19 protein-coding genes are annotated in these 19,512 nt (G+C 62.2%); 16 read left to right on the top strand and 3 right to left on the bottom strand.

Translation table 11 applies throughout. The annotated features are described in order from the left end of the window. Positions 1 to 9 precede the first annotated feature (9 nt). From WDB86_RS15800 to WDB86_RS15810, 3 genes are all read left to right on the top strand, one after another. A complete protein-coding gene (locus tag WDB86_RS15800; protein WP_330647164.1) occupies positions 10 to 783 on the top strand; it encodes a transporter substrate-binding domain-containing protein in 774 nt (257 codons plus the stop codon). A 68-nt stretch (positions 784 to 851) separates the two neighbouring features. Continuing rightward, complete coding sequence (locus WDB86_RS15805; protein WP_330647163.1) at positions 852 to 1,565, top strand: ABC transporter permease subunit; 714 nt, start codon at positions 852 to 854, stop codon at positions 1,563 to 1,565. Between the two features lie 93 nt (positions 1,566 to 1,658). Next, positions 1,659 to 2,408: an ABC transporter permease gene (locus tag WDB86_RS15810; protein ID WP_330647282.1), complete on the top strand. Its 750-nt coding sequence runs from the start codon at positions 1,659 to 1,661 to the stop codon at positions 2,406 to 2,408. Positions 2,409 to 2,455: 47 nt separating this feature from the next. Here the strand turns inward: WDB86_RS15810 and WDB86_RS15815 are convergent, their stop codons facing one another. Further along, entirely contained in the window at positions 2,456 to 3,121 is a 666-nt protein-coding gene (locus tag WDB86_RS15815; protein WP_330647162.1) for a GntR family transcriptional regulator, read from the bottom strand. Between the two features lie 249 nt (positions 3,122 to 3,370). Between WDB86_RS15815 and WDB86_RS15820 the strand changes: the two genes are divergently transcribed. The 4 genes from WDB86_RS15820 to WDB86_RS15835 are packed head-to-tail and all read left to right on the top strand — an operon-like array spanning position 3,371 to position 8,776. Next, a complete protein-coding gene (locus WDB86_RS15820) occupies positions 3,371 to 4,618 on the top strand; it encodes an NRAMP family divalent metal transporter (protein WP_341485710.1) in 1,248 nt (415 codons plus the stop codon). A 39-nt stretch (positions 4,619 to 4,657) separates the two neighbouring features. Beyond that, on the top strand, positions 4,658 to 5,422 hold the full coding sequence (locus tag WDB86_RS15825) for a 5-oxoprolinase subunit PxpA (RefSeq protein ID WP_330647160.1): 765 nt from the start codon (positions 4,658 to 4,660) through the stop codon (positions 5,420 to 5,422). After that, a complete protein-coding gene (locus WDB86_RS15830; protein ID WP_341485711.1) occupies positions 5,419 to 6,993 on the top strand; it encodes an urea amidolyase family protein in 1,575 nt (524 codons plus the stop codon). Before WDB86_RS15825 ends, WDB86_RS15830 begins: the two co-directional genes overlap by 4 nt. Before the next feature lie 16 nt (positions 6,994 to 7,009). After that, complete coding sequence (locus WDB86_RS15835; protein ID WP_341485712.1) at positions 7,010 to 8,776, top strand: biotin carboxylase N-terminal domain-containing protein; 1,767 nt, start codon at positions 7,010 to 7,012, stop codon at positions 8,774 to 8,776. A 97-nt stretch (positions 8,777 to 8,873) separates the two neighbouring features. On the opposite strand, the gene WDB86_RS15840 is transcribed toward WDB86_RS15835, so the two are convergent. After that, positions 8,874 to 9,215, bottom strand: coding sequence for a zinc ribbon domain-containing protein YjdM (locus tag WDB86_RS15840; RefSeq protein WP_330647281.1), 342 nt, complete (start codon positions 9,213 to 9,215; stop codon positions 8,874 to 8,876). 250 nt (positions 9,216 to 9,465) lie between these two features. Here WDB86_RS15840 and WDB86_RS15845 point away from each other — a divergent pair, with 250 nt between their 5' ends. The 8 genes from WDB86_RS15845 to glnT all read left to right on the top strand — a co-directional run bounded on the left by WDB86_RS15845 (position 9,466) and on the right by glnT (position 17,163). After that, a complete protein-coding gene (locus WDB86_RS15845; protein WP_330647157.1) occupies positions 9,466 to 9,819 on the top strand; it encodes a 6-pyruvoyl tetrahydropterin synthase family protein in 354 nt (117 codons plus the stop codon). Next, the gene (gene queE, locus WDB86_RS15850; RefSeq protein WP_341485713.1) at positions 9,816 to 10,523 is read left to right on the top strand and encodes a 7-carboxy-7-deazaguanine synthase QueE; all 708 of its coding nucleotides are present in this window, start codon (positions 9,816 to 9,818) and stop codon (positions 10,521 to 10,523) included. Before WDB86_RS15845 ends, queE begins: the two co-directional genes overlap by 4 nt. Before the next feature lie 60 nt (positions 10,524 to 10,583). After that, the gene (dgt, locus tag WDB86_RS15855) at positions 10,584 to 11,942 is read left to right on the top strand and encodes a dGTP triphosphohydrolase (protein WP_341485714.1); all 1,359 of its coding nucleotides are present in this window, start codon (positions 10,584 to 10,586) and stop codon (positions 11,940 to 11,942) included. Between the two features lie 111 nt (positions 11,943 to 12,053). Then, a complete protein-coding gene (locus tag WDB86_RS15860) occupies positions 12,054 to 12,689 on the top strand; it encodes a helix-turn-helix domain-containing protein (protein WP_330647154.1) in 636 nt (211 codons plus the stop codon). A gap of 188 nt (positions 12,690 to 12,877) precedes the next feature. Next, on the top strand, positions 12,878 to 13,765 hold the full coding sequence (locus WDB86_RS15865; protein ID WP_341485715.1) for a glutamine amidotransferase family protein: 888 nt from the start codon (positions 12,878 to 12,880) through the stop codon (positions 13,763 to 13,765). 3 nt (positions 13,766 to 13,768) lie between these two features. Continuing rightward, positions 13,769 to 14,452, top strand: coding sequence for a GXGXG domain-containing protein (locus tag WDB86_RS15870; RefSeq protein ID WP_341485716.1), 684 nt, complete (start codon positions 13,769 to 13,771; stop codon positions 14,450 to 14,452). Between the two features lie 11 nt (positions 14,453 to 14,463). Further along, on the top strand, positions 14,464 to 15,789 hold the full coding sequence (locus WDB86_RS15875) for an FMN-binding glutamate synthase family protein (RefSeq protein ID WP_341485717.1): 1,326 nt from the start codon (positions 14,464 to 14,466) through the stop codon (positions 15,787 to 15,789). A gap of 69 nt (positions 15,790 to 15,858) precedes the next feature. After that, the gene (gene glnT, locus WDB86_RS15880) at positions 15,859 to 17,163 is read left to right on the top strand and encodes a type III glutamate--ammonia ligase (protein ID WP_341485718.1); all 1,305 of its coding nucleotides are present in this window, start codon (positions 15,859 to 15,861) and stop codon (positions 17,161 to 17,163) included. Between the two features lie 30 nt (positions 17,164 to 17,193). Here glnT and WDB86_RS15885 read toward each other — a convergent pair whose 3' ends face one another. After that, positions 17,194 to 18,144, bottom strand: a complete 951-nt coding sequence (locus tag WDB86_RS15885) for a GlxA family transcriptional regulator (protein WP_341485719.1) — start codon at positions 18,142 to 18,144, stop codon at positions 17,194 to 17,196. Positions 18,145 to 18,254: 110 nt separating this feature from the next. Between WDB86_RS15885 and WDB86_RS15890 the strand changes: the two genes are divergently transcribed. After that, a complete protein-coding gene (locus WDB86_RS15890) occupies positions 18,255 to 19,505 on the top strand; it encodes a sarcosine oxidase subunit beta family protein (protein WP_339109586.1) in 1,251 nt (416 codons plus the stop codon). Positions 19,506 to 19,512 lie beyond the last annotated feature (7 nt).

Consider the following 19,512-nt stretch of genomic DNA (forward strand, 5'->3'; position numbering starts at 1 on the left):
GGACTGCATATGATCAGAAAAATCGCCCTGACCCTGTTGGTCACCGCCGGTATGGCCATCCCTGCTATGGCTGAAACCCTGAAGGTCGGTGTCTCGGCTGAACCCTATCCGCCCTTCTATACCCCCGATGCCGATGGCAACTGGAGTGGTTGGGAAATCGACCTTATGCATGAGGTCTGCAAACGGATCGACGCGGATTGTGTGGTGGCACCCGTGGCATGGGAAGGGATCATTCCCGCGCTGAATACCGGCAAGATCGATATGATCATGGGCTCGATGGCGATTACCGCCGAGCGTGCCAAGCAGATCGCCTTCTCGGATAAATACTATGACTCGCCGACCGGTATTCTGGCCGCGAAATCGCTTGACATCACCCCCGATGCCGAAGGCGTGAAGGGGCTGTATATCGGCACGCAATCCGGCTCGAGCCAGGAGAATTTCGTCAACGCCCATCTGGCCGATAGCGCCAGTGGCGTGCGCGTCTACCAGACGCTGGACGAAGAGCTGCAGGATCTTGCCGCAGGCCGGATCGATGCGGTGGTCGGCGATACGCTGGCGATGCAGCCCTTCATCGAATCCGACGAAGGGAAAGCCTGCTGCCATTATGTCGGTGCTGTGAAGGGCGACCCCGAAACGCTGGGTCGTGGCGTGGGCGTCGGCGTGCGCCAGAAAGACACCGAACTTCTGGCGCGGGTCAATAAGGCCATTGCCGATATCCGTGCCGACGGGACCTATGACACCCTGTCCAAGCGGTATTTCACGATTGATATCTACGGCGAATAAGCGGTGGGGCCGGGCGTTCAGGCGCCCGGCCTTCCGGCTTTTACCCTGACAGAAGGAGCAACCGCATCATGGCGACGGGGATAGATTTCAGCCTGCTGGCCTTGAACGCGCCGGGATGGGGCGGAACCCTTCTGACGGGGTTCGTGCGCTCGGTCGAACTGGCCGCTGGGGGGTATCTGCTTGGCATTGTGATCGGCATTATCGGCGCGGTCTCGAAACTCTATGGCGGGCGCGTGCTGCGGGATGTGGCCGAGCTTTACACCATTCTCATCCGCGCGGTGCCCGAGCTGGTGCTGATGCTGCTGTTTTACTATGTCGGCACCGATCTGGCCAATAAGGCGATGCAGGCGATGGGCTATGAGGGCTTCGACATCAATGGCCTGACGGCGGGGATCTTGGTGATCGGGCTGGTGCAGGGAGGCTATGCGACCGAAGTCATCCGCGGGGCGATCAAGGCGGTGCCCTATGGCCAGATCGAGGCGGCCCATGCTTTCGGTATGTCCTCGCGCAAGGTGCTGACCCGTGTGACACTTCCCGCCATGACGCCACATGCCCTGCCGGGGATGGCCAATCTGTGGATGATCGCCACCAAAGATACCGCGCTTCTGGCGGTGATCGGCTTCTCCGAGCTGACGCTGGCAACCCGTCAGGCGGCGTCGGCGACGCGGTCCTATTTCCTGTTCTTTTTCGCGGCGGGGGCGCTTTATCTGGCCCTGACGCTTGTGTCCAATCTCGGTTTGCGCTGGTTCGAGAAACGCGCGCGCCGTGGTCTGGCCCGCTGATCTGGGAAGCCCGAGATGCCTGATAGCGATATTGTCACCCCGCTCGAACCTGCGCCCCTGTCCCGTTTGCTGGGGCAATGGCGGGCCGCGCTGATGCCGCACCGGATCGTGATGGCGCTGCTGGCTGTGGGGGCCGTGGCCGCGATGGTCCATTATATGGACTGGAGCTGGCTGCCCACCTATTTCCCCAAACTCTGGAGCGGTCTGGGCATGACGATGATCATGCTGGTCGCGAGCGTGGTGATCGGATTTCTCTGCGCCCTGCCTCTGGGTCTGGTGCAGGTGACGGGGCCGCGCCCGTTGAAATGGGCGGCGACGGCCTTCTGCACGGTGATCCGCGGCACGCCGCTGCTGTTGCAGATGTGGCTGTTCTATTACGGGCTCGGGTCGCTTTTCGCGCAGTTTCCCGAAATTCGTGACTCCTGGCTCTGGCCCTATCTGCGGCAGGCATGGCCCTATGGGCTGATCGCGCTGACTGTCTCGTTCGCGGCCTATGAGGGCGAGGTGATGCGCGGGGCCTTTGCGGGTGTGCCCGAGGGCGAATTGGAGGCCGCGCGCGCCTTCGGGATGCCGCGCTTCATGCTGTTCCGTCGGGTATGGTTCCCGCGGGCGCTGCATCGCGCCCTGCCGACGCTGACCGGCGAGATCATCCTGCAACTCAAATCAACGCCTCTGGTGGCCACGATTACGATCACCGACCTTTATGCGGTGATCACCCGCGTGCGCCAGACCACATTCCTGACCTATGAACCGCTGTTGTTTCTGGTCGCGGTCTATCTGGTGCTCAGCGGCACGCTGACGCTGGCGCTGCGTTGGCTGGAAAACCGGCTGCCGTCGGCCTAAGGCCGCGCCTCCCCCAAGCGTCTTTTCTGTCGCAAGGGAGAGGTGGGCTAGCGGGCGGCCTTTGCGGCATCGCTGCGTGAGAATGCAGCGATCAGCATCCGTTCGGACTGGTCAAGATAGCCTTCCAGCATCAGGGCGGCGGCCTCTGTCTCGGCGGCTTTCATCAGCCCCAGCAGCTTCTCGTTCAGCGGAATAAAGGGTGCATGCAGGAATTCGGGGTCCTGAATGACACCGAAGGCCAGCCGCAACTCTGCTGTCAGATTGGCATAGAAGGTCGCAAGCCTCGGGCTGTCGCTCAGGGCGACAATCGCGCTATGGAAATCGACATTGGCACTGCCCACACCGCGCCAGTCGCACTCTGCGGCAGAGCGATGGGCCTTGGCGATGGCGGCCTCCATTGCCGCCAGTGCCGGATGCTGGGCGTAGCTGCCGCGAATGGCCTGCACCTCGATCACGCGGCGCACCCGATAGATATCGATGATCGAGGCCATCGACGGGCTGGCCACCGAAATCCCCTTATTGGCCTCGTGATGGAGCAAACCGTCCTTGGTCAGGATGCGGAAGGCTTCGCGCAGCGTATTGCGCGAGACTTCCAGCCCCTCGGCGCAGGCGGTTTCGGAGAGCCGCTGGCCCGGAAGAAGCTCTCCCATGATCAGTTGATCGCGAATCCGCTGCGCGGTGCGTTCGGCAAGGGAGAGGGGCGGTGCGGACATGGAAGGACCTTCAAAGTGACTCTTCCGCTCTATCGCATATCCCGCCCCCAAGCACCATTCGCCTCTGGCATCGCGTAATAATTGGGCGAATTTGCATAATTATTGATCATAAAATATGCGAATATAGGGTGATGTCTGCAAATATGACCTACGATACAAATATATTGTTGAACAATGTGAATATGGTTGCTCTCTTTTGTGACAGGAGAGGCGGATCAATCCGCCCGACAGGGATCAAGGGAGATAGAAATGTCCGAAATAGAAACAGCGGCAACTGCGACCGGCAAAGGGGCCAAGCTGCGCCGTCACGCGCTGGTTGCTGCGATTTTCATGATGGCGACCTCGGCGATTGGGCCGGGCTTCATTACCCAGACCGCAACCTTCACCGTCAGCATGGGCGCCACCTTCGCCTTCGCCATTCTCGTCTCGGTGCTGATCGATTTTGTCGTGCAGATGAATATCTGGCGGATCGTGACCCTGTCGAAATGCCGTGCGGCCGAACTGGCCAACCGTGCCGTGCCCGGGACGGGGTATCTGCTGGCCGTTTTCATCCTGCTGGGCGGTTTCGTCTTCAACGTGGGCAATATCGCAGGGGCCGGTCTGGGGACCAACGCACTTTTGGGCATGGACCCGAAGATCGGTGGTCTGATCAGTGCGCTGATTGCGGTGGCCATTTTCCTTTCGCGTCGCGCGGGTCTGCTGATGGACCGTGTCGTGGTCGTGCTGGGGGTGGTGATGCTGCTGATGACGCTTTTCGTGGCGGGGGTCTCGCATCCTCCGGTGGGCGAGGCGCTCTCGCAGTCGATCTGGCCCGATAGCATCAACTTCGCCACGATCGTGACCATCGTCGGCGGCACGATTGGCGGGTATATCACCTATGCCGGCGCGCATCGTCTTCTGGATCAGGGGATGGTGGGCGAGGAAAATCTTGCCGCGGTCACCCGTGCGTCCGTGACCGGCATCGTGGTCACCGGCGTGATGCGTTTTGTGCTGTTTCTGGCCGTGCTGGGCGTGGTCTCGGCGGGTCTGGTGATGGATACCACGGGGCATGCGGCCAATCCGGCGGCACAGGCCTTTCAGGCGGCTGCGGGCGATCTGGGCCTGCGGGTGTTCGGCGCGATCCTGTGGGGGGCGGCCATTACCAGCGTGATCGGCGCGGCCTATACATCCGTGTCTTTCCTGACGGTGTTCCTCCCCTCGCTGACCGAGCGCGGTCGGGCCTATGCGACTGTCGCTTTCATCGCCGCCTCGCTGGCAACCTATGTCGGGCTTGGCACCGCACCGGCGGCGCTGCTGGTCTTCGCGGGTGGGTTCAACGGGTTGATCTTGCCTTTAGGCTTCAGCCTCTTCATCTATGTGGGCTGGGCGCGCAGGGATCTGCTGAATGGCTATAGCTATCCGCGCAGCCTGCTGATCCTCGGGACGATCGTCTGCGCCCTGACATGGTATATGGGGTTCAAATCGGTTGGCTCGATCTTCGCGTTCCTCGGGCAGTAAGGCCCGAACCTGCCACAGACTGTCCTGAAGGGAGAAAACATGGATCTCAATAGTGATCTGGGCGAAAGCTTCGGTGCATGGGCGATGGGGGATGACGCGACGATGCTGGAGATCGTCACCTCGGCCAATGTGGCCTGCGGGTTCCATGCCGGCGACCCGAACGGCATCCTGACCACTTTGCGTGCGGCGGCAGAACGCGGCGTGCAGGTCGGGGCCCATGTGGGGTATCGCGATCTGGCGGGGTTCGGGCGGCGCAATATGGATGTCGCCAGCGCGGATCTGACAGCAGAGGTCATCTACCAGATCGGCGCGCTCCAGGGGCTGGCCCGTGCGGCAGGCACCAAGGTGAGCTATGTCAAACCGCATGGGGCGCTTTATAATACCATTGCCCATGACATGCGTCAGGCGGAGGCCGTGATCGCGGCGCTCGGGGCGGTGGATCCGAGCCTGACCCTGATGGTGCTTGCGGGCAGCCCTCTTGAGCAGCGCGCCCGGCAGGCGGGGCTGAGCGTTGTGGCCGAAGCCTTTGCCGACCGTGCCTATGATGACGGGGGGCAGCTTGTGTCGCGCAAATTGCCGGGTGCGGTTTTGCATGATGCGGATGTGGTGGCACAGCGGATGCTGCGCTTTGTGCGCGAGGGGGTAATCCGCTCGATCAACGGGCATGATGTCCGTGTTGACGCACAGTCGATCTGTGTGCATGGGGACAGCCCCGGCGCGGTCGAAATGGCCCGCCAGATCCGTGCGCTGTTCCTGCGTGAAGGCGTGTCGCTTGCGGCCTTCGGGGCGGGTGGTGCGGCATGAGCCATCTGCGTTTCCTGCCCGTCGCGCTGGATGCGCTGCTGGTCGAACTTGCCGATCTCGAGCAGGTTCTGACCCTGCATGCGCTGCTGCGCGAGGCCCCGCTGGCGGGTCTTCGCGAAACGATCCCGGCGGCGCGGACCCTGTTTGTCCGGTTTGATTCGCAAGAGGTCTCGGCGCAGGCTCTGGCGGCACAGATCGACGCGCTGGATCTGACGCCACATGTGCAGAAGGCGGCACGGGTTGTGACCATTCCGACGCGCTATGATGGCGAGGATCTGGCCGAGGTGGCAGAGCTGACAGGGCTCAGCGTGGCCGAGGTGATCGAGCGTCATCAGGCCCGCCCCTGGACCGTGGCGTTTTGCGGCTTCGCGCCGGGCTTCGGCTATATGGCGGGGGGCGATCCGGCTTTGGAAGTGCCCCGCCGCCGCACGCCACGGACCCGCATTCCGGCAGGATCGGTCGCGCTGGCCGGTGCGTTTTCGGGCATCTATCCCAAGGCCAGCCCCGGTGGCTGGCAGATCATCGGTACCACCGATCTGGCGATGTGGGATCTGGGGCGCACGCCTCCGGCGCTGCTGCAGCCCGGAGATCAGGTGCAATTCGAGCGCCATGACGCGGTTGCGGCCTATCCTGTTGCGGCCCTTCCGCCGTCTGCGGACATGCCATCGGGGCAGGGTGGCTTCGAGGTTCTGGCCGCGCCCTTCCCCGCGATGTTCGAGGATAACGGGCGGGCCGGACAGGCGGCACAAGGGGTTGCGGCCTCGGGGGTGCTGGATCGCGGCGCTCTGCGCGCGCTCAACCGTATGCTGGGCAATCCTGCGGGAACCGCCGCACTAGAGATCACGGGCGGCGGGTTTGCCTTCCGCGCCAAGGAACCGGCCGTGATTGCGGTGACGGGCGCGCCCTGTCGCGTCAGCGTCAATGACTGGGATTTCGGGTCGCATGCGCCGATTGCGGTGGATCCGGGCGACAGGATCACCCTCTCGGTACCCAAAGCGGGGCTGCGCGCCTTGCTCGGGGTGCGGGGCGGGTTTGCCGTGGCACCGGTGATGGGGGCTGCGACATGGGACAGTCTGGCCGAGATCGGGCCACAGCCGGTTCGCCAGGGCGCGCATCTGGCGCTGGCCCATGCCCCCGCCGATGCCGTAGGGCCTGCGATTTCCCTGCCCGCCCTGCCTAAAGCGGGTGATCTGGTGGTGCTGGATGTGGTGATGGGGCCACGCAGCGACTGGTTCGAGCCGCAGATACTGGACCGTTTCACCCAGCAGGAATGGGAGGTGACGGCGCAATCCAGCCGTGTCGGGATCCGGCTGAACGGGGCCGCGCCACTGACCCGTCCGGACCAGAGCGAACTGCCCTCCGAAGGCACCGCGACCGGCGCGATACAGGTGCCCCATTCCGGCCAGCCGGTTCTGTTTCTGGCCGACCACCCCCTGACAGGCGGCTATCCGGTGATCGGGGCCGTTGCCGATTATCACCTTGATCTGGCGGGCCAGTTGCCGCCCGGCGTGAAAATCCGGTTCAATCCGGTCGCGCCCTTTGCCGAAATCAAGCCCTGCGCGGGCATGTGACACGAAAGACGTTCCAATGAAGACTGTACTGATTGCCAATCGCGGCGAAATCGCTTTGCGTGTGGTGCGCGCCTGCCGTGATTACGGAGTGGGTTCGGTGGCGATTTTCGCGGATGCCGATGCGGATGCGCCCTATGTGCGCGAAGCCGATAGGGCCTTTTCCCTGCCCGGTTCGCGCCCTGCCGAGACCTATCTCAATATCCCTGCCATTCTCGAAATCGCGCAGCGTGCGGGGGCGGATGCGGTGCATCCGGGCTACGGCTTCCTGTCGGAAAGTGCCGAATTCGCGCAGGCGGTGCTTGCGGCGGGGCTTGCATGGGTCGGCCCACCGCCCGCGGTGCTTGCCGAGCTGGGAGATAAGGTCGCGGCGCGGCGCATTGCGATGAAGGTGGGGGCGCCTTTGGTCCCGGGGACGCCCGGTCCGGTGGATGGCCCGGAAGATGTGCTGGCTTTCGTGCGGGCGCATGGTCTGCCGATTGCGATCAAGGCGTCGCATGGTGGAGGCGGGCGTGGCATGCGTGTTGCCCGCGAAATGGCCGAGATCGAGGAATTGTATCACGCCGCCCGCCGCGAGGCCGAGACCGCCTTTGGCAACGGGGCCTGCTATGTCGAACGTTTTCTCGACCGCCCGCGCCATGTCGAGGCGCAGGTGATTGCCGACCGTCTGGGCAATGTGGTGGTGTTGGGGACGCGGGACTGTTCGCTCCAGCGCCGGAACCAGAAGCTGATCGAAGAAGCCCCCGCGCCCTTCCTCAGTGAGGTACAGCGCGATACGATCCATGATGCCGCACGCAGGATCTGCACCGAGGCCGGTTATGAAGGGGCGGGGACGGTGGAGTTTCTGCTTGGGGCGGACGGGATGATCTCGTTTCTCGAGGTCAACACACGCCTGCAGGTCGAGCATCCGGTGACCGAGGAAACCACCGGCGTCGATCTGGTGGTCGAGCAGCTGCGGATTGCCGATGGTCTGCCACTATCCGTATCCCAGACCCCGCGCCCCAATGGCCATGCGATCGAATTCCGGATCAATGCCGAAGATCCGGGTCGGGGGTTCCTGCCGACGCCGGGCGGGATTTCGATGTTCCATGCGCCATCCGGTCCGGGTGTCCGGGTCGATAGCGGTGTGGAAAGTGGCAGCACCGTGCCCGGCACGTTTGATTCCATGATGGCCAAGCTGGTGGTCTGGGGTCCGGATCGTAAAACGGCGCTGTCACGGGCGCGGCGCGCGCTGAGAGAATTCCGGATCGAGGGGGTCGCGTCGGTGTTGCCGTTCCACCGTGCCGCGCTGGAGGCCGAGGATTTCACACAGGAGACGGGGTTTGCGGTGCATACCCGCTGGATCGAAACCGATTTTGCCGAACCGCTGGAAGCGGCGCTGCGTGTGCCGCCCGAACCTGCGCCCGCCGTTCTGCGCGGTCGGATCGAGATTGATGGCGCTTTGTGTGATGTCGGCTTCGGGGCCGATCTTGTGGCAAAGCTCGCGCGATATCTGGGCACGATACCGGCAGAGGGTGCCGCCAGAGCTGCCGAAGCCTCTGCGCGCGGCGCGGACGAGGGGCCGGCAGAAGGTGCCGGATACGGGGTGGCTGCGCCCATCTCGGGCCTGCTTCTGGACTGGACGGTCGGCGAAGGCGAGACCGTGCGCGCGGGGCAGACTGTGGCGATGATGGAAGCCATGAAGATGGAAACACCGGTCGTCGTGCAAAAGGACGGGGTGATCCATCTGCAGGCCGCAAAAGGCGCCAGCCTCGCGGCGGGCCAGATCGTCGCAGAGATCGCCTGAAACAGGCAGGCGGGCTTGGCCGATCCAAGCCCGCCTCAAAGCCCGTTCGAAAGGGCATGCCCTGCGCCCGGCGGGGCGCGCAGGGCGGTCTTGGGGGTCAGTCGTTCACTTTCTTGACGAATTGGGATTTCAGCCCCATCTGGCCGATCCCGGGAACCTTGCAATCGATATCGTGATCGCCGCCGACAAGGCGGATGCCGCGCACTTTGGTGCCGACTTTCACGACCGAGGAACTGCCTTTGACCTTGAGATCCTTGATCACGGTCACGGTGTCGCCATCGGCGAGAATATTGCCAACCGCGTCGCGGATGACCTCTTCGTCAGAGCCGGACATGTCAGCCGACCATTCATGTCCGCATTCGGGGCAGGTGAGCAGGGCATCGACCTCGTAGGTATAGGTGGATGCGCAATTGGGGCAGGGGGGCAATGTATCCATCATGGTCGCAGCGGATAGGGGGCCATGCAGCTTTTGGCAAGAAAATTCGATTGCAATGACCAAAATTTACGATGGTTTTCGTCTTTTCAGACCGCTTGCGCGAAAATCGCGAAGGCTGTATCGAGGGTGCACCGGTCGCAGCCTACCCGGTTATCAAAACAAGGACTGATCCTATGACCTATATTCTAAAGGGGTGTCGCCCCTGTGCCGTTGTGTTGCCGCATGTCCTGCCCGCGCCCAAGGAGATGCCGTAATGTTCCGGATCACGAAAGAATTCCACTTTTCCGCCTCTCACCAGTTGGACCACCTGCCCGCCTGCCATCAATGTGCGCGGTTGCATGGCCATAACTATATCGTCGTGGTCGAACTGGCCGCCGCCGATCTGAATGCCGACGGGTTCGTGCGCGATTATCACGAACTGGCCGCGCTGAAAGACTATATCGACGGCACCTTCGATCATCGCCATCTCAATGACGTGCTCGATTGCCCCTCGACGGCCGAACATATGGCACGTCACTTCTATCTTTGGTGCAAGGCGCGCTGGCCCGAGGTTGCGGCGGTGAAGGTCTCTGAGACGCCCAAGACATGGGCGGAATATCGTCCATGAGCCTGCGGATCTGCGAGATTTTCGGCCCGACCATTCAGGGGGAAGGGGTGCTGATCGGCGAGCCGACGGTGTTTGTGCGCACCGGCGGCTGCGATTATCGCTGTAGCTGGTGCGACAGTCTGCACGCGGTCGACAGCGCCTATCGCCATGACTGGGAGGTCATGACCCCGACCGAGGTCTGGGACGAGATCGTGCATCTGTCGGACCATAGACCGCTGACCGTTTCGCTGTCGGGCGGTAATCCGGCAATCCAGAATCTGGCACCGGTGATCGAGATGGGGCAGGCGGCAGGCTACCGTTTTGCCTGCGAGACACAGGGGTCGATCCCTGCGGCATGGTTCGGGCGGCTTGATACGCTCGTGCTGAGCCCGAAGCCGCCCTCCTCGGGGGAACGGGTCGTCTGGGAGCGCTTTGAGGATTGTCTCAAGGCGGCGGGTCCGCATACGCAGGTGGTGATGAAGATCGTCGTTTTCGACGAGGACGATTTCGCCTTTGCCCGTGCCACCGCGGCAAGCTATCCCGATCTGCCGCTTTACCTGCAGCCGGGCAATCGCGAGGTGGACCCCGCGATCCCCGTCAATCTGGATGTGGCGGCCAAGCGGCTGGAATGGCTGGTCCAGCAGACCCTTGCTGCAAAATGGTTCCGCCCGCGGGTGCTGCCGCAGTTGCATGTGATGATCTGGGGCAATAAGCGCGGTGTGTGATGCCGTCTCGCTATTGGCGGGGCTTGGGGCTAGAAAGGGACGGCCCCTACGGAGATGAACATGGACTGGACAAAGCTTCTGTCGAACGAACGCCTGTGCGACCGGACCTATTCCGAGCAGAGCAACCGCTCCATCTTCACGCAGGATTACGACCGGATCGTGTTTTCCCAGCCCTTCCGGCGTCTGGCCAATAAAACGCAGGTGCAGCCGCTATACGAACATGACCACGTGCATCACCGGCTGATCCATTCGATCGAGGTGGGCTCTGTCGGGCGGTCGCTGGCGATGGCCATCGGGCAATGGCTGGTGGCGCAGGGCCATATCGCGGCGGGCGAGGAAAACAGCCTTGCCAATATCGTGCAGGCCGCCTGCGCTGCCCATGATATCGGCAATCCGCCCTTTGGTCATTCGGGCGAGGCCTCGATTGGCGCATGGTTCGCGCGGGCCTTCGAGGAGGGGCGCGGGGTGTTTGGTGATCTGGACCCCGCTCTGCAAGACGAGTTCCGCCAGTTCGAAGGCAATGCGCAAGGGTTCCGTATCATCGCCCGCACCGAGATGTATCGCAATGATGGCGGGATGCGGCTGTCCAAGGCGGTGCTGGGCGCCTTCATGAAATACCCGCTTTCGGCAGCGACGAAAACCGCATTGGGCGAGGAGAGCTATCACGCCGATGGGTATTTCGGCGCCAAGAAATTCGGGATTTTCCATTCGGAATTGCGGCTTTTTGCCGAGGTGGCGGCAAGCCTTGGCCTGCCCCAGATCGAGATCGGCCCGAACCAGTGGTGGCGGCGTCACCCGCTGGTCTATGTCGTCGAGGCGGCTGACGACATCTGCTATAATATCGTCGATCTCGAAGATGCCTTTACCACGGGCGAGCTGCCATTCGAGGTGGTGCGCGACACGTTGCTCCGGCTGGCGGGGCGCGAGGACAGGCCCGTGCAAAGCCGCCCGTCGCGTCTGCCTGCCGAAGAGATCGCCCTTCTGCGGGCAATGAGTATCGGGCGGGCCATCGAAAGCTGTGTGGAGGCCTTCAAGGCACATTACAGCGCGATCATGGAGGGCCGGTTCAGCCACGCTCTGGTCGAGGCCGGTCATCTGGGCGCACAGTTCTCCGCGATCCGCGATCTTGCCAAAACGCGCATCTTCACCGCCCCGCGCAAGACAGAGCTGGAAGTTTCGGGCTATCGGGTCATTGCCAATGTGCTGGACGGGATCGCCCCGATCTATCAGCAGCTTGGCGCGCGGGGATGGCAGGCCGAGGCGCTGGACACCCATGCGGCGCAGATCGTGCGGGTGTTGGGGCTGGACCTGCGGGATGTGACATCGGCGGAAACGGCGCTGCATGCGATGGGGGATTTCGTTTCGGGGATGACAGACCGCTATGCGTTGCGGATTTCGCGGATGTTTTCAGGCATATAACCCTTTGACAGCGTTTTAGGGCCTTTCCTGACAAGAAACTTTTTTGAATAATGGCTTTGCGCAGGCCGGTTTTCCACAGCGGCCCCGCACTGTCATGGGGGAGAGCCAGACATGTCTGAAACCAAAAAGGGTTTGCAACAAAACCCCCATGCCGTGCGCGAGATCCGCGAGAAGAACCTCGAGGTGGCGATTGGCCGTCAGGTGCGCGAATTGCGCAAGCGCCAGCGCATGACGGTGGCCGATCTGGCAGGGCAGGCAGGGCTTTCGGTGGGCATGCTGTCGAAGATCGAAAATGGTGTGACCTCGCCCTCGCTCAGCACGATTTCCACCTTGGCCCATGCGTTGCGGGTGCCGCTGGTCCAGTTGTTTTCGGGGTTCGAGGAGCAACGCGGCTGTATGCATGTGAAAGCCGGTGACGGGGTCGAAATCGAACGGGAGGGCACGCGGGCGGGCCATCAATACCAGCTTCTGGGCCATATCGGGTCGAACAATTCCGGCGTTGTGGTCGAGCCCTATATGATCACGCTGGAAAATCCCACCGAACGCTTCCCCATCTTCCAGCATGAGGGCATCGAGATCCTGTATATGCTGGAAGGCGAGATGACCTATCGGCACGGGGACCAGCGCTATCTGATGGAACCGGGCGACTCGCTGGTGTTTGACTCGGATGCGCCGCACGGGCCGGAAGATCTGGCGGCCCTGCCGATCCGCTACCTGTCCATCATCACCTATCCGCAAGCGCGTTGATCTTTCGCCTAAGGGCTGGGCGTTGTGCGGCTTGGCCCTGCGGATTTTGCGTAAAATCTATGCGGTTCCATGCGGCCTTCCGGAAAGACCGGAGAAAACGGCAGTTTTCCTAGAAGGAATAAAATATTCTCTTTAGTGATGTTCTTGAAGGCGCGCTGCGCCGGTCTCGAACGCAATGGAGAGGACCTATGTGTGGGATTGTTGGCCTTTTTTTGAAAAAGGATGATCTGCGCCCGAAGCTGGGCGATATGCTGACCGATATGCTGATCACCATGACCGAACGCGGCCCCGATAGTGCGGGCATCGCGATCTATGGGGATGACGGCGAAGGTGTGAAAATCACCGTGCAATCGGATACGCCGGATGTGGATTTTGCGGGTCTGGAAGACGATCTGTCGAAGGCTGCGGGTGTTGCGGTTTCGGTGAAGGTTGTCTCCACCCATGCCGTGATCAAAGCGCCGCTTGCCGCCGAAGCCGCCCTGCTGGCCGCCGTTGAGGCCAAGGGCCTGCGGGTGATGGGCGTGGGCGAAAGCATGGAGATCTACAAAGAGATCGGCCTGCCGAAGGATGTGGCCGAGCGGTTCGGCATCCGCGAGATGGGCGGCAGCCACGGCATTGGCCACACCCGTATGGCCACCGAATCCGCCGTGACCACGCTGGGCGCGCACCCGTTCTCGACCGCCGATGACCAATGCCTTGTGCATAACGGCTCGCTGTCGAACCATAACTCGATGCGCCGCAAGCTCGCCAAGAAGGGCGTTTTCACCAAGACCGAAAACGACACCGAAGTGGGGGCGGCCTATATTTCCTCGCGCATTGCCGATGGTGCCAGCCTTGGCGAGGCGCTGGAGGGCACGCTTGAGGATCTCGACGGGTTCTTCACCTTTGTGACCGGCACCAAGAACGGCTTCGGGGTCGTGCGCGATCCGGTCGCTTGCAAGCCCGCGATCATGGCCGAGACCGAAGACTATGTGGCCTTCGCCAGCGAATATCGCGCCTTTGCCGACCTGCCGGGCATCGAGGCGGCCCGCGTCTGGGAACCCGAACCCGCCACTGTCTATTTCTGGGAGCGTTGATCCATGACTGTTCTGGATATGTCGCAGGTTGCCCTGCGCGAGCTGAACTCCACGCTGCAGGCGGCTGCCAAAGACCGCAAGAATGAAGCTTTCGATATCACCAACCCGCGTGGCAGCCATGCGGTGGCCGTGGGTCTGGACGGGCCGCTGGATGTGACCATCAAGGGCTCAACGGGCTATTACTGCGCGGGCATGAACAAGGAAGCCACGGTGACGGTCGAAGGCTCGACCGGTCCGGGTGTGGCCGAAAATATGATGTCGGGCGTGGTCACCATCGAAGGTGACGCCAGCCAATATGCCGGTGCCACCGGTCGTGGCGGTCTGTTGAACATCAAGGGCAATGCGTCGTCGCGCTGCGGGATCTCGATGAAAGGCATCGATATCGTAGTGCATGGCAATATCGGCCATATGTCGGCCTTCATGGCACAGCGCGGCAATCTGGTTGTGCTGGGCGATGCGGGCGATGCTTTGGGCGACAGCCTTTACGAGGCGCGACTGTTCGTGCGGGGCAAAGTGAAATCGCTGGGGGCTGATTGCATCGAGAAAGAGATGCGCCCCGAGCATATCACCTTCCTCGAGGACATCCTTGAAAAGACCGGCGCCGACGCCAAGCCCGAAGAGTTCAAACGCTATGGCTCGGCCCGCAAGCTCTACAACTTCAATATCGACCACGCCGACGAGTATTAAGGAGCGCGATCATGGATAAGACACCGCATACCGAACCGCGCCAAAGCTGGACCTTCTCGCAGGAGGTCAACTCCGAGATCCGTCGCGCCGCCGCCACCGGCATCTATGACATCCGCGGGGGCGGGGCCAAGCGTCGCGTGCCGCATTTCGATGACCTGCTGTTCCTGGGCGCGTCGATGTCGCGCTACCCGCTGGAAGGCTATCGTGAGAGATGCGATACCTCGGTCACCTTGGGCACGCGCTTTGCCAAGAAACCGATCGAGCTGAAAATCCCGATCACCATCGCGGGCATGTCCTTTGGCGCGCTCTCGGGGCATGCGAAAGAGGCTCTGGGTCGTGGGGCCAGCCTTGCAGGCACCTCGACCACCACCGGTGACGGTGGCATGACCGAGGAAGAGCGCGGCCATTCCGAAAAGCTGGTCTATCAGTATCTGCCCTCGCGCTACGGGATGAACCCCGATGACCTGCGCCGCGCCGATGCGATTGAAATCGTGGTGGGCCAAGGTGCGAAACCGGGCGGCGGTGGCATGCTGCTGGGTCAGAAGATAACCGAACGCGTGGCGGGCATGCGCGATCTGCCGGTCGGGATCGACCAGCGTTCGGCCTGCCGTCACCCCGACTGGACCGGCCCCGATGATCTGGAGATCAAGATCCTTGAACTCCGCGAGATCACCAACTGGGAAAAGCCGATCTACATCAAGGTCGGGGGCGCGCGCCCCTATTACGACACCGCTTTGGCGGTGAAGGCCGGTGCCGATGTGGTGGTGCTCGATGGCATGCAGGGCGGTACGGCGGCCACGCAGGACGTGTTCATCGAAAACGTTGGCCAGCCGACGCTGGCCTGTATCCGCCCCGCCGTTCAGGCGTTGCAGGATCTGGGGCTACACCGCGAAGTGCAGCTGGTTGTCTCGGGCGGTATCCGCTCGGGGGCGGATGTGGCAAAGGCTCTGGCCCTTGGCGCGGATGCGGTGGCAATCGGCACGGCGGCTTTGGTCGCGCTTGGCGACAATGACCCGAAATGGGAAGCCGAATATAACGCGCTTGGCACCACGGCGGGCGCCTATGACGACTGGCATGAGGGCCGCGACCCTGCGGGCATCACCACGCAGGACCCCGAGCTGATGAAGCGCCTTGATCCGGTGGCGGCAGGTCGTCGTCTGCGCAACTACCTCAATGTGATGACGCTGGAATGCCAGACCATCGCGCGGGCCTGTGGCCATAACCATGTCCACAACCTCGAGCCCGAGGATCTTTGCGCGCTGACCATGGAGGCCGCTGCCATGGCGCAGGTGCCTCTGGCGGGCACCAATTGGTGGCCGGGCAAGGGCGGCTTCTAAGTCATCCGAAAGACAGGGCGAGGGCGGCAAACGCCCCGCCATTCTCAACAGGGATAAAGAGGTGTTCAGATGGCAGGTCTTGCCGAGTTTGCCCGCGAGAAGGGCGTCAAATATTTCATGATCTCCTATACGGATCTCTTCGGGGGGCAGCGCGCAAAGCTGGTGCCCGCTCAGGCGATTACCGATATGGAAGAAGACGGCGCGGGCTTTGCCGGTTTTGCCACTTGGCTAGACCTGACGCCCGCGCATCCCGATATGCTGGCGGTGCCGGATGCATCGGCGGCGATCCAGCTGCCGTGGAAACCCGAGGTGGCATGGGTGCCTGCCAATTGCGTGATGGAAGGCGAGCCTGTCGAACAGGCGCCGCGCAATGTGCTGCAAAAGCTGGTGGATGAGGCCGCAGCCGCAGGGCTACGCGTGAAGACCGGTATCGAGGCCGAATTCTTCCTGCTTACCCCCGAAGGCGATCAGATTTCCGACCCCTATGACACGGCAGCCAAGCCCTGCTATGACCAGCAGGCCGTGATGCGCCGCTATGACATCATTGCCGAGATCAGCGATTACATGCTGGAGCTTGGCTGGGGTGCCTATCAGAACGACCACGAAGACGCCAATGGCCAGTTCGAGATGAACTGGGGCTTTGACGATGCGATGGTCACCGCCGACCGCCATAGCTTCTTCAAGTTCATGGTGAAATCCGTGGCCGAAAAGCACGGGATGCGCGCCACCTTTATGCCCAAACCTATCGAGGGTCTGACGGGCAATGGCTGCCACGCGCATATCTCGGTCTGGGATCTGGACGGTAAGGTCAATGCCTTTGCCGATAAGTCCAAAGAGCTGGGCCTGTCCGATCAGGGCCGCACTTTCTTGGGCGGTATCATGAAGCACGCCGAAGCCTTGGCCGCGATCACCAACCCCACGGTCAACAGCTACAAGCGCATCAATGCGCCGCGCACCACGTCCGGAGCAACTTGGGCGCCGAACACCGTGACATGGACCGGCAATAACCGCACCCATATGGTCCGTGTCCCCGGTCCGGGCCGCTTCGAGCTGCGCCTGCCCGATGGGGCGGTGAACCCCTATCTCCTGCAGGCGGTGATCATCGCGGCGGGTCTGTCGGGGATCAAATCCAAAGCCGATCCGGGGCCGCGCCATGATATCGACATGTATGCCGAAGGGTTCAAGATCAAGGACGCGCCGCGTCTGCCGCTGAACCTGCTGGACGCGCTGCGCAATTTTGACGCGGATGAGGGGCTGAAAGCTGCTTTGGGTGCCGAATTCTCGGCCTCCTACATCAAGATGAAGATGCAGGAATGGACCGCCTTCGTGTCGCATTTCTCCCAATGGGAGAAAGATAATACGCTCGATATCTGAGCCTGATTTACCCCTCCTGATGCCCGGCGTTCACTTCGGTGACGTCGGGCTTTTTTTGTCGCGCAAAGCGCGCGGGGGATGGCCATAGGTCTCACGGAAGCGGTCGGCAAAATGCGACTGGCTGGCAAAGCCCGTCAGATGCGCGATCTCTGATAGCGGCAGCCGCGTGCCAGCAATCAGCTCGTGCGCTTTCTCCAGACGGATGCGGCGGTAAACCTCCATCACCGGCGCGCCCATCTCTTGCCGGAACTGCCGTTGCAACTGGCGCAGCGACAGACCCGCAAGCCCCGCAAGCTGGCTTTGGTCCAGCGGGTCGGCAATATGGCTTTCCATCAGTTCCAGCGTCGCGGCCACCACCTTGGGCAGCACCCCGTAACGCGCCTCGATCGAGGCCATCTGCGGCGCATCGGCCCCGCGGATCTCGGTCTGGATGAACCAGTCGGAAATGCGCTGCGCAAAGCCCGTGCCATGCTCGCGCGCAATCAGCGCATGCATCATATCCAGCGGCGCGATGCCGCCCGCGCAGGTATAGCGGTTGCGGTCGATCACAAAAAGCCGCCGCTCCAGCAGCCACTCGCCCGGCAGTGCGGCAATATCGTCATAATGGTGCCAGTGCAGCGTGAAGCGCCGCCCCTCCAGAAGACCCGCCCGCGCAAGGATCATCGCCCCGCCCGAGATCCCCCCCAAGGCAACGCCCCGCCGGTCGGCCTCGCGCAGCCATGCCATCAGCGCCGGATCATTCACCCGCGCAGGGTCTCCGCCCGCCACCACAAAGACCAGATCGAAATCAGGCGGGGTCGCGCGGAAGGGCAGGGCCGGAAATTCGGACCCGATGGACGACACCGCCCGATCCGACCCCGAGAGAATCGTAATCCGGTAGGTTCCTGCCCGAAACTGGTTGGCCGCGCGCAAAGGCTCAAGCGCCGAGGCCGTTGACATCAGCGCATGGCCATCCAGCAGAAGAAAGGCGATATTTTGCATAGGCTTGCCCGATTAATCCTAATGGCATTTTTAGGATAAAAAATGTCACTTATAAAGAAGTTTATTCACCCTGCCTCGCCTAGCCTGTCTGGGACAAAGGAGCGCAGGTCATGAAGTTTTCAGGGTTCAAGGTGCTGAAAGAGGCGCTGACCGGACATAAGGGATGGGGGCCTTTGTGGCGCAATCCCGACCCCAAACCCAGCTATGATATCATCATCGTCGGTGGCGGCGGCCATGGCCTGTCGACGGCCTTCTATCTGGCGAAGAATTTCGGCCATCTGAAGGTGGCGGTGCTGGAGAAGGGCTGGCTCGGGTCGGGCAATATCGGGCGGAACACCACGATCATCCGCTCGAATTACCTGCTGCCGGGGAACCAGCCGTTCTACGAGCTTTCGATGAAGCTTTGGGAAAACCTTGAACAGGAAACCAACTTCAACTCGATGGTCAGCCAGCGCGGCATCTTCAACCTGTTCCATAGCGACGGCCAGCGCGATGCCTACCGTCGGCGCGGCAATGCGATGATGATCTCGGGGGCGGGTGCGAAATTGGTGGATGCAGCTGACCTGCGCGAGAGGCTGCCCTATCTGAATTTCGACAATGCCCGTTTCCCGATCAAGGGCGCTTTGATCCAGCCGCGTGCAGGTACGGCGCGTCACGATGGCGTGGTCTGGGGCTATGCGCGCGGCGCCGATCAGCGCGGCGTGGACATCATCCAGAACTGCGAGGTCACCGGCTTCCGCATCACCAACGGTCAGGTTGAAGGGGTTGAGACCACCCGCGGCTTCATCGGCGCGAAGAAGGTGGGGGTTGCGGTCGCTGGCTCGACCGGTCGCGTGATGGAGAAGGCGGGGATGCGCCTGCCCATCGAAAGCCATGTGCTGCAGGCTTTTGTCTCGGAAGGGCTGAAACCGCTGATCGATAATGTCATCACCTTTGGCGCGGGGCATTTCTATATCAGCCAGTCCGATAAGGGTGGTCTGGTCTTTGGCGGCGATATCGACGGCTATAATTCCTATGCGCAGCGCGGCAATCTTCCGGTGGTGGAAGACGTGCTGGAAGGCGGTATGGCGCTTATGCCGATGATCGGTCGGGCGCGGCTGTTGCGTAACTGGGGCGGCATTATGGATATGTCGATGGATGGCTCGCCCATCATCGACGAGACGCCGGTCTCGGGTCTCTATCTGAATGCGGGCTGGTGCTATGGCGGCTTCAAGGCGACACCTGCCTCGGGCTTCTGCTTTGCGCATCTTCTGGCCACAGGGCGGTCGCATGAGGTCACCGCGCAGATGCGGCTTGACCGTTTCGCGCGCGGCTATGTCATTGATGAAAAGGGCGTTGGTGCCCAACCGAACCTGCACTGAGGCACGA

The sequence above is a fragment of the Thioclava sp. GXIMD4215 genome (assembly GCF_045291555.1).
GTDB classification, from domain to species: Bacteria; Pseudomonadota; Alphaproteobacteria; order Rhodobacterales; family Rhodobacteraceae; genus Thioclava; species Thioclava litoralis.